This window comes from uncultured Gimesia sp. (assembly GCF_937919775.1).
Lineage (GTDB): Bacteria > Planctomycetota > Planctomycetia > Planctomycetales > Planctomycetaceae > Gimesia.
In genome coordinates this window covers 1-8,605 of sequence record NZ_CALFPF010000623.1, presented here as the reverse complement: position 1 = coordinate 8,605, position 8,605 = coordinate 1, and the positions used below count along the sequence as shown (strand labels likewise).

The following is an 8,605-nucleotide window of genomic DNA, read 5'->3' as shown; positions in this document are numbered from 1 at the left end:
TCTCCGGAATATTGGAATTCACGAAAGTAAATGCCTTGGTTTTCTAGATTTGTCAGGTCTGGAAACCTTATATTCAGGCTCTAAATCGAGTATGGTGAAAGAGCACACTTTTCACTCCTGTGACTATCCATGCATACACGCGAACCAGTCCAGAGACGACCGTGTCCTCTGCCAAAACGCTTCGGTCATGCTTTACCTTGGGTATTTTAACGTCATCTATGAATATTGAAAATTTGAGTTGAAACGAAAAAGAAGATGAGTAACACAAAAAACCTGTTCGACAAAGTCTGGGACTTACACACGGTCAAAACCCTCGAATCCGGCCAGGATCAACTGCTGATCGGTTTACACCTGATCCATGAAGTGACCAGCCCTCAGGCGTTTGAAATGCTGCGTGACCGTGGTCTGACCGTTTTGTTTCCCGAACGCACAATCGCAACGGTTGACCATATTGTGCCCACACTGAGCCAGGCACGCCCGTTCGCAGACGATCTCGCGGAAGAGATGATGACCGCGATTGAGAAAAACTGTCGCGAGTTCGGAGTCACACTGCTGGACGTCAATGACAGCCGCCAGGGCATCGTGCATGTCGTCGGCCCCGAGCAGGGACTGACCCAACCAGGCATGACCATTGTTTGCGGTGACAGCCATACCAGTACCCACGGTGCCTTTGGTTCCATTGCACTGGGAATTGGTACGAGCCAGGTCGCCCATGTTCTGGCAACACAGACAATGGCGCTGGGCCGCCCCAAAGTGCGACAGATCTTGATCAATGGCGAACTGGGTCCCGGCGTGACCGCCAAAGATATTACGCTCTACGTAATCCGCAAGCTCGGCGTTCAGGGGGGCGTTGGTTATGCCTACGAATACGCCGGCGACGTCTTCGATCGCATGTCGATGGAAGAACGAATGACGGTCTGCAATATGAGCATCGAAGGGGGCGCCCGCTGCGGATACATCAATCCCGACCAGACAACAGTCGACTATCTGAAGGGACGCCCCTTTTCTCCGGAAGGAGCCGCATTTGATAAAGCCGCACAATGGTGGCTCAGCCTGGCTTCTGGTCCCGATGCGAAATTTGATGATGTCGTCGAATTCGATGCCGCCGACATTGAGCCCACCGTTACCTGGGGAATCACTCCAGCCCAGTCGGTGGGAATCTCCGAAACATTGGCCCCGATTTCAAGCTACCCTGAAGACGAACAGACGCTGATCAAAGAAGCGTTTCGCTATATGGACCTCAAAGAAAATCAGCCGATCAAGGGGCAGAAAATCGATGTTGCCTTCATCGGTTCCTGTACGAATTCAAGAATCTCCGACCTCAGAGAAGCCGCCAAAGTCGTCGAGGGACGTCATGTTTCCGAGCATGTTAAAGCGCTGGTCGTGCCCGGTTCACAACTTGTTCGCAAGCAGGCTATGGAAGAAGGACTCGATAAAATCTTCACCGATGCCGGCTTTGAATGGAGAGAGGCAGGCTGCTCGATGTGTCTGGCCATGAACCCCGATAAACTGGTTGGAAACGAGCTGTGTGCTTCTTCCAGCAACCGCAATTTTAAAGGCAGACAGGGCAGCCCGACAGGTCGCACACTGCTGATGAGCCCCACTATGGTGGCGGCGGCGGCCATCAATGGCTGCGTGTCAGATGTTCGCGAAATGTTGAACACCGTCCCCGTTTAATTTGCACAAGTAACACAACAGCTTCTAAAGCGTTTTTTAAAGACAGACCCATGAATAAAATTGAAAGCATTACCGGAACCTGTATCCCTCTGTTACTGGATGACATCGACACCGACCGGATTATCCCCGCACGTTTTTTACGCTGCGTCACCTTTGAAGGGCTGGGAGAACACGCGTTCGAAGATGATCGCCAGCAGGATCCAGACCATCCGTTTGATAAACCGCAGTATCAGGGCGCTTCGATTCTGCTTGGCGGCCGTAATTTCGGCTGTGGCTCTTCGCGCGAGCATGCCCCTCAGTCGCTGATTCGCTGGGGAATTAATGCCATCATCGCCGAATCGTATGCGGAAATCTTTTTTGGGAACTGTACTTCTCTGGGAGTTCCCGCCGTCTGTGCCAGTCGTGCCACTTTGGAAACGCTTAATCAGACGATCCAGAATCACCCGGAACAGGAAATCACAGTCGACCTGTTGACCATGAAAATCATTTGTGGCGAGCAACAGTTCGATTGCACGTTACCCGAAAATGCCCGTGCTGCTTTGACTTCAGGAACCTATGACTTTTTGGCACAATTACTGAAAAGCACTGACGAAATCAAAGCACAGGCAGCAGCGGTGCCTTATTTTACATCCTTTGCCTGAGCTGCTGAGATCGGCCCTGTGCGGGAGCTCAACAGATCGAGTGGATGAAAACTTTGATGCATTAGCCATGCGTCTGACTTGAGATTCTCACGTGGTTTTATGTCTGAAAAGAAAGCGAAAAGCAATCGTCGTGATTTTCTGACTGGACGCGTTTTAAAACAAGCCGTCGAGCAAGCCGGGGAAAATCTGGCTGATTACCTGAATGACGCCACCGAGAACTTTGCCGCGCCGACCGGTGGTTCCACAATCCGTCTGGGTACGCGCGCGATGGCAACCGAATTTGCCGTTGTGATGAATCCCGGCCCCAGCCAACAGGTGATGCATGCCTCTGATGCGCTGGATATGCTGCACGAGCTGGAACAGCTGATGACGGTTTACAGAAGCACCAGCGAAATGTCGCGTGTTAACGCCGAGGCAGCCGCAGGTCCTGTGGCCATGGATACCCGCCTGTATGACATTCTCGATCAGGCCCGCCAGATCTGTCTGGAAACTTCAGGAGGCTTCGACCCTTCTTCCGGCCCTCTGATCGCTTTGTGGCGGGAGTGCAGACTACAAGGGCGGATTCCCTCGCAAGAGGAAATTGAGATTTGTCTCACCCATACGGGCATTGATCAGTTTCAATTTGATCCGACCGCCAAAACCATTCAATTCCGCTCTCCTGAAAACGAGTTAAATCTGGGAGGGATTGGCAAAGGTTATGCGCTGGACATCGCGGGACAGTTCCTGACAGAGCAGAATCTGGAAAACTGGCTGTTTTATGGCGGTTTCAGCAGCATTCTTGCCAAAGGGACTCACAATCAACTTCCGGGCTGGCCTGTCGGCATCAAAAACCCGCTGTTTACCAGCCAGAGATTAGGGACGATTTTGCTGCACGACAATGCCATGTCAACCAGTGGATCTTCAGTACAGCACTTTCGTCATGACGGAAAACGCTACGGCCACATTCTGGACCCGCGAACGGGGTGGCCCGTTTCGGAATTACTGTCTGTAACGGTTATCGCCCCTGATGCGGCGCTGGCAGATGCACTTTCCACTGCTTTTTACGTAATCGGGATCGAAAAAGCTCTGGAGTATTGCGATCACCATAGCAATGTCGGTACGATTTTAATTCCACCCCCTACCCAAGGCCGAAAACTCTCCCCGGTGATTCGCGGAATTCCGAATGAGTTTCTGTTCCTGGATCGCGACCAATTGTTGTCAGAATGATTTGTCGCTATAAAGGAATCTACGAAGAACAATTTGATTCCGGTCAGGATTCCTGTTCACGCAGCATGTGACCGGAATCGATTGACCAGAGCTCCTGGGGGCTCCCTGCCAGGGATCATGTTCTTTTTAAAATTGAAATCACCGTGTCACGCAGCAAGTATTCTTAATGACGGTTTATCCTGATCTGAGAATCTGCTGTGATGTGACCAGAGAGTGCCTGCCACAATCTTCGACTTGAAATCTTCAGGACAGAAGAAGTCGCAAGAGAGTACGCTCTCGCAAACCAGATAAATCGGAATCGAAATATTTAAATCCCCTTAAAATAACAAAGGGTTTATCAGTGCAAGATCTAAAGAAAATCTCGGGGATCGCGATCCTGTTCATTGTTGTGTTACGACTTTGTATCGGCTGGCAACTGCTCTACGAAGGCCTGTGGAAGATCGAGACCTTAAGCACCAACAGACCCTGGACCGCAGCCGGTTATCTGAATAATGCCAAAGGGCCGTTTCGCGATCATTTCCGTAACATGACCGGTGATCCCAATGATCTGAACTGGCTGGATGCAGATAAAGTGAAAGCGAAGTGGCTCGCCTGGGAGCAACGTTTCCTGAATCACTACCCGGATCTGACTGATGCCCAGAAATCCAAATTGCACCAGATGGTTAGTGGAAACACGGCGTTTGCCGCAGAACTCAGTTCCCTGCCCCCGGAAGTCAAAATCGGAGGCAGCCTGGGAAATGTCGTGCAGTATGACGCGAAACGAAAACGCCTGATTGTCGATGGTGAGAAACATTTGACGCCCGCTGAAAAACAACGCCTGCAGTCAATGGTTCCCGTCATAAAGGGACCAGACGGTAAATTGACCGGAGGCACCAAACTGGATCAGGAATTCTACATCGCTGTCGACAAGGTGTATGACCGCTCTGCCCGTCTGAGCTACATTGAAAGAATGCAGGCTTCACTCCGCGGAAACCCGGAACTGGCTGGCCAGATCGACGTCGAACAGGAAGGCACCATCGACGGCAAACGCATCGGCAAAATTGAACAATACCAAATGGCCTTGGATCGCTACGAACAGAAACTGGCAAACGCAGACCAGCAATTTAAAGTCGACCACCTCGATAAACTCTGGGCCGAGATCCAGCAGATGAAAGCCGGCCTGGTGAATCCGATTCGCGCCATGGAAGACGAAATGGAAGAAGAAGCCTTGAAGCTGCTCACACCGGAACAAATGGCGGCTGGCCCCATCCCTCGCGAAGACACACAAATTCATCGTGTGAATATGATGACCATAGCAGCCCTGACAATTCTCGGCTTCCTGCTTCTGGTCGGGTTTGGAACCCGCATTGCAGCCGTCGCGGCTGCCGGCATGCTGATGTCGTTTTATCTGGTCATGCCCCCCTGGCCGGGAGTTCCGGAAATCCCGGGACCTGAACACAGTTTTATTGTGAATAAAAACATGATCGAATCCCTCGCACTACTGGCCATCGCATGCCTGCCTACGGGAACCTGGTTTGGCATTGATGGCTTAATTTATCGCTTTTTCCACAAAAAGAAAAAATCTGCAAACTAAACCAGTTGATTCCGCTCAAAATTTCGTAGGAAACGAAGGTAACTCTAACAAAAGCCTTGTTTCCCGCCTATAATTGAACAAACCATTCATCCCTACCGGTAACAGATACGCGTTGCGTATCAGGAGCAAACATATGAAATTAACTCCCGAACAGGAACAAATCGGCAAAGATAATTTTAACGAAGCGGTTGCATTTACAAGGCGTGACTTCATCACAACGGCCGCTGCTGCGACCACGGGTTTAGGTGCGGCTTATTTTGGATATGAAAAAATCAAAGGCAAGCCGGTCAAAGTCGGCTTCATTGGAACCGGCGATGAAGGCAGCGTGCTCATCACACAGCATCCGCCCGAATATATGGAAATTGTCGCGATTGCCGACCTGCGGCCTTCTAACCTGATGAAGGCAATGCACGGACATGGCAATGAACACCGCATCGGACTGATCAAAAAACTGGGACAGGAAAAAGCATCTCAGATCCAACAGTTCGACGACCACAAAAAGCTGATCGCCGCCAAGGATCAATTGGGTCTGGAAGCAGTTGTGATCGCCGTCCCTCTCAGCCAGCACGCACCGATTGCCATGGCTGCGCTCGACGCCGGTCTGCATGTGCTTTCTGAAAAATTGATGGCACATAATATTACCGAGTGCAAAGAACTCATCAAAAAAGCGCGGGATAAAAAACTGCTGCTGGCCGTCGGACACCAGCGTCACTACAGCGTGCTATACGACAATGCCAACGAGATTGTCAAACGAGGTGAACTCGGCGATATTCGTCACATCCGTGCCCAATGGCACCGCAACAACAGTTTTCCGGGACGCGACAGCTGGCGCAAGAGTGTGCCCAAAGAAGATGCGGCAGCGCTGGCTGAAAAAGTCAAAGAGTACGGCTACGACAACATGGATGAACTGATTAACTGGCGTCTGTATAATAAAACCGGCGGTGGTTTGATGGCAGAACTGGGAAGCCACCAGCTGGATGCCTGCAGTATCTTTCTGGGGAAAGTGCATCCCCTGGCCGTGCAGGGTTATGGTGGCAAGAACTTCTATGGCGTGAAGGGGATCGGTTCGAAAGATAAACAGGAAGACGATCGTGAGATCGACGACCACGTTTATGTGACTTTAGAATTCCCCGGCCCGCATTACGACGCCGAAACCAATCCGCGCGATATCAGTATCGTGACCTACTCGTCCCTCAACACAAACAGTTGGGAGCCTTATGGGGAAACGGTTCTGGGTAGTCGCGGCACTCTGATCATGAAGACCGAAAAAGAGGCGCTGCTCTTCAAAGAATCCAGCCCTTCCACCGGTGCGGGCGGACCGGATCAGCGGCTCTGGGTCATCAACTCCAGCGATGGCGGCGGCCCGGTTCTGGATGCTTACGAAACGACGGCCCCTTCAGCGGCCGCTTCGGACGTCAACCAGGCGATTGGTGATAAGATCAGTCGCGGTTACACGGAAGAAATGGAACATTTCGCCCATTGTATTCGGACCAATAACTTCAAAGGCCCCCTCGAAGGCGGCTTGAAATGCAACGGTACGGTTGCGATGGCCGATGCGATTATGGCGCTGACTTCCAATCTGGCCATGAAGCACAAGGTGCGGATTGTATTCAAACCGGAATGGTTTGATCCTGATAATCCGGCGACTCCGGAAGCAGACTTTGCAGACCTGACGGCCTGACCATTGTCTATTGTATTCCCACTCTAAATCTATCATGATTCAACAATGCCGAGGGCACTACTCCTCGGCATTGTTTCTTTATATTCTCTCAATACCTCAGTTCAAAGGGGAACTACGTGTCGGATGGACGCAAGGCAGGTCTGACTCTCATTTTCGTGACCGTCTTTATCGATTTGCTAGGTTTTGGAATCGTCTTACCACTATTGCCTCGATACGGAGAACACTTTGAAGCAGGCGGCGGCACACTGGGCTTACTGATGGCATCGTTTTCTGCGATGCAGTTTCTGTTCGCTCCTATCTGGGGTCGTATCTCGGACCGCGTTGGCCGTCGACCGATTCTGATCCTGGGTCTGGTCGGTTCCACCGTTTTCTATGGCATGTTCGGTTTCGCGACGTCGCTGGGTAAAGAAGGCATGTTTCTGGGAATCGGTGCTTTGTCCTGGTTGTTCATCACACGCATTGGTGCCGGAATCGCCGGAGCCACCATTCCGACCGCCCAGGCTTATATCGCCGACATTACCGGGCCGAAAGAACGTGGAAAAGGGATGGCCCTGATTGGTGCCGCCTTCGGAATTGGTTTTACATTCGGGCCTTTGATCGGCGCTGCTTTTGTCTCCGCAGAAACGGGCGCCACCCCCAGTGCCGCTCCCGGTTATGTGGCCTGTGTACTCTCCGGCGTGGCTGCCCTGCTCTCGATTTTTATGCTACCCGAATCTCTCAATCCAGCAACATCCGGCTCACTTAAAAAACGCCTGCACTGGTTTGATGTTTCCAGCTTCCGTCACGCGCTGGCGCGACCACGCATTGGCCTGATCCTGCTGACCATCTTTTTAACCACGTTCGCGTTCGCACAATTTGAATCGACACTGTCCCTGCTGACTCAGGAACTGGGCTTTGCCGCCCGCAGCAACTTTTTCATTTTTGCCTACATCGGGTTGATCTTAACCCTCAGCCAGGGAATTCTTGTCAGAAGATTGATTCCGAAACTTGGCGAATATCGCATGGGGCTGATCGGCATCGTCCTGATGGTCGCCGGGCTCATGCTGATTGGTGTCGCCGGCAATTCCGGTTCCTACCCGTTATTGTATGCCGTGCTCCCGATCTCCGTGATTGGCTTTTCTGCAACCACCCCTTCACTGCAATCACTGCTGTCACTCAATACTTCCGACGATCAGCAAGGGGGAATTCTGGGAGTCGGTCAAAGCATCTCGGCACTGGCCCGTATTCTGGGGCCACTGGCAGGTATTGTGCTGTTTAAAGGAACCGAGAACGGACTCATTCCAGGCAGCACGACATCCCCGTATTGGGCCGGTGCTGTCATCATGCTCCTGGGGCTCGTCTTGATGAGTATTTTGAAATCCGAAGAACCCAAAAGTGAAGACGCACCAACCTGAATTACCCTGCCCTCAGGGCAGAGGGAACTCGCTCGACAAAATACCTGCATGGTTCCAGAAAAGGATTTGCCTTGCCCGACTCATTGCACAGTGAAGTCTCTTCGTCAGGCAGCGTTCCAGGATTGTCAGCTCTTAGCCTCCAATGGCTTCCATTGGTTCCTGCGGCTGCACAGCCGGTACGACACTTTCGTCAAGCGTGAGAATATAAGCCGCCATGCCGGCAAGCATCAGGATCACGATGGTCCACGTACGCCAGTCCTTGTGCACCTGCGTCTTTTTTTTGTCTTGAGTGTGACGCGGATGATTGGGGTGATGTGACACGGTGAATAACTCCTGAGTACCAAAAATATCGAAGAGAAAAGAATGTTCAACAAATCGAAACACAAACTCCTGCACCATCTGAGAGTGCGTGCCCGGAATTTATCAGGCTGCC

The 8,605-nt window shown here is 51.7% G+C and carries 7 protein-coding genes; 6 read left to right on the top strand and 1 reads right to left on the bottom strand.

What is annotated here, in order from left to right:
* Window positions 1–255 precede the first annotated feature (255 nt).
* The 6 genes from leuC (at window position 256) to Q0294_RS17810 (ending at window position 8,172) form a co-directional block, all read left to right on the top strand.
* On the top strand, window positions 256–1,677 hold the full coding sequence (gene leuC, locus Q0294_RS17835) for a 3-isopropylmalate dehydratase large subunit (RefSeq protein ID WP_299468157.1): 1,422 nt from the start codon (window positions 256–258) through the stop codon (window positions 1,675–1,677).
* 50 nt (window positions 1,678–1,727) lie between these two features.
* Window positions 1,728–2,318 (top strand): 3-isopropylmalate dehydratase small subunit, encoded by a 591-nt coding sequence (gene leuD / locus Q0294_RS17830; RefSeq protein WP_299468156.1) that lies wholly within the window; start codon window positions 1,728–1,730, stop codon window positions 2,316–2,318.
* Window positions 2,319–2,417: 99 nt separating this feature from the next.
* Window positions 2,418–3,524, top strand: a complete 1,107-nt coding sequence (locus Q0294_RS17825) for an FAD:protein FMN transferase (RefSeq protein ID WP_299468155.1) — start codon at window positions 2,418–2,420, stop codon at window positions 3,522–3,524.
* A 340-nt stretch (window positions 3,525–3,864) separates the two neighbouring features.
* Window positions 3,865–5,097 carry a hypothetical protein gene (locus tag Q0294_RS17820; RefSeq protein ID WP_299468153.1) on the top strand — a complete coding sequence of 411 codons (1,233 nt, stop codon included), beginning with the start codon at window positions 3,865–3,867 and terminating at the stop codon, window positions 5,095–5,097.
* Between the two features lie 133 nt (window positions 5,098–5,230).
* Window positions 5,231–6,778 (top strand): Gfo/Idh/MocA family oxidoreductase, encoded by a 1,548-nt coding sequence (locus Q0294_RS17815; RefSeq protein ID WP_299468151.1) that lies wholly within the window; start codon window positions 5,231–5,233, stop codon window positions 6,776–6,778.
* A 116-nt stretch (window positions 6,779–6,894) separates the two neighbouring features.
* Window positions 6,895–8,172, top strand: a complete 1,278-nt coding sequence (locus Q0294_RS17810; RefSeq protein ID WP_299468149.1) for an MFS transporter — start codon at window positions 6,895–6,897, stop codon at window positions 8,170–8,172.
* Window positions 8,173–8,304: 132 nt separating this feature from the next.
* On the opposite strand, the gene Q0294_RS17805 is transcribed toward Q0294_RS17810, so the two are convergent.
* Window positions 8,305–8,493 (bottom strand): hypothetical protein, encoded by a 189-nt coding sequence (locus tag Q0294_RS17805; protein ID WP_299468147.1) that lies wholly within the window; start codon window positions 8,491–8,493, stop codon window positions 8,305–8,307.
* Between the last annotated feature and the right edge of the window lie 112 nt (window positions 8,494–8,605).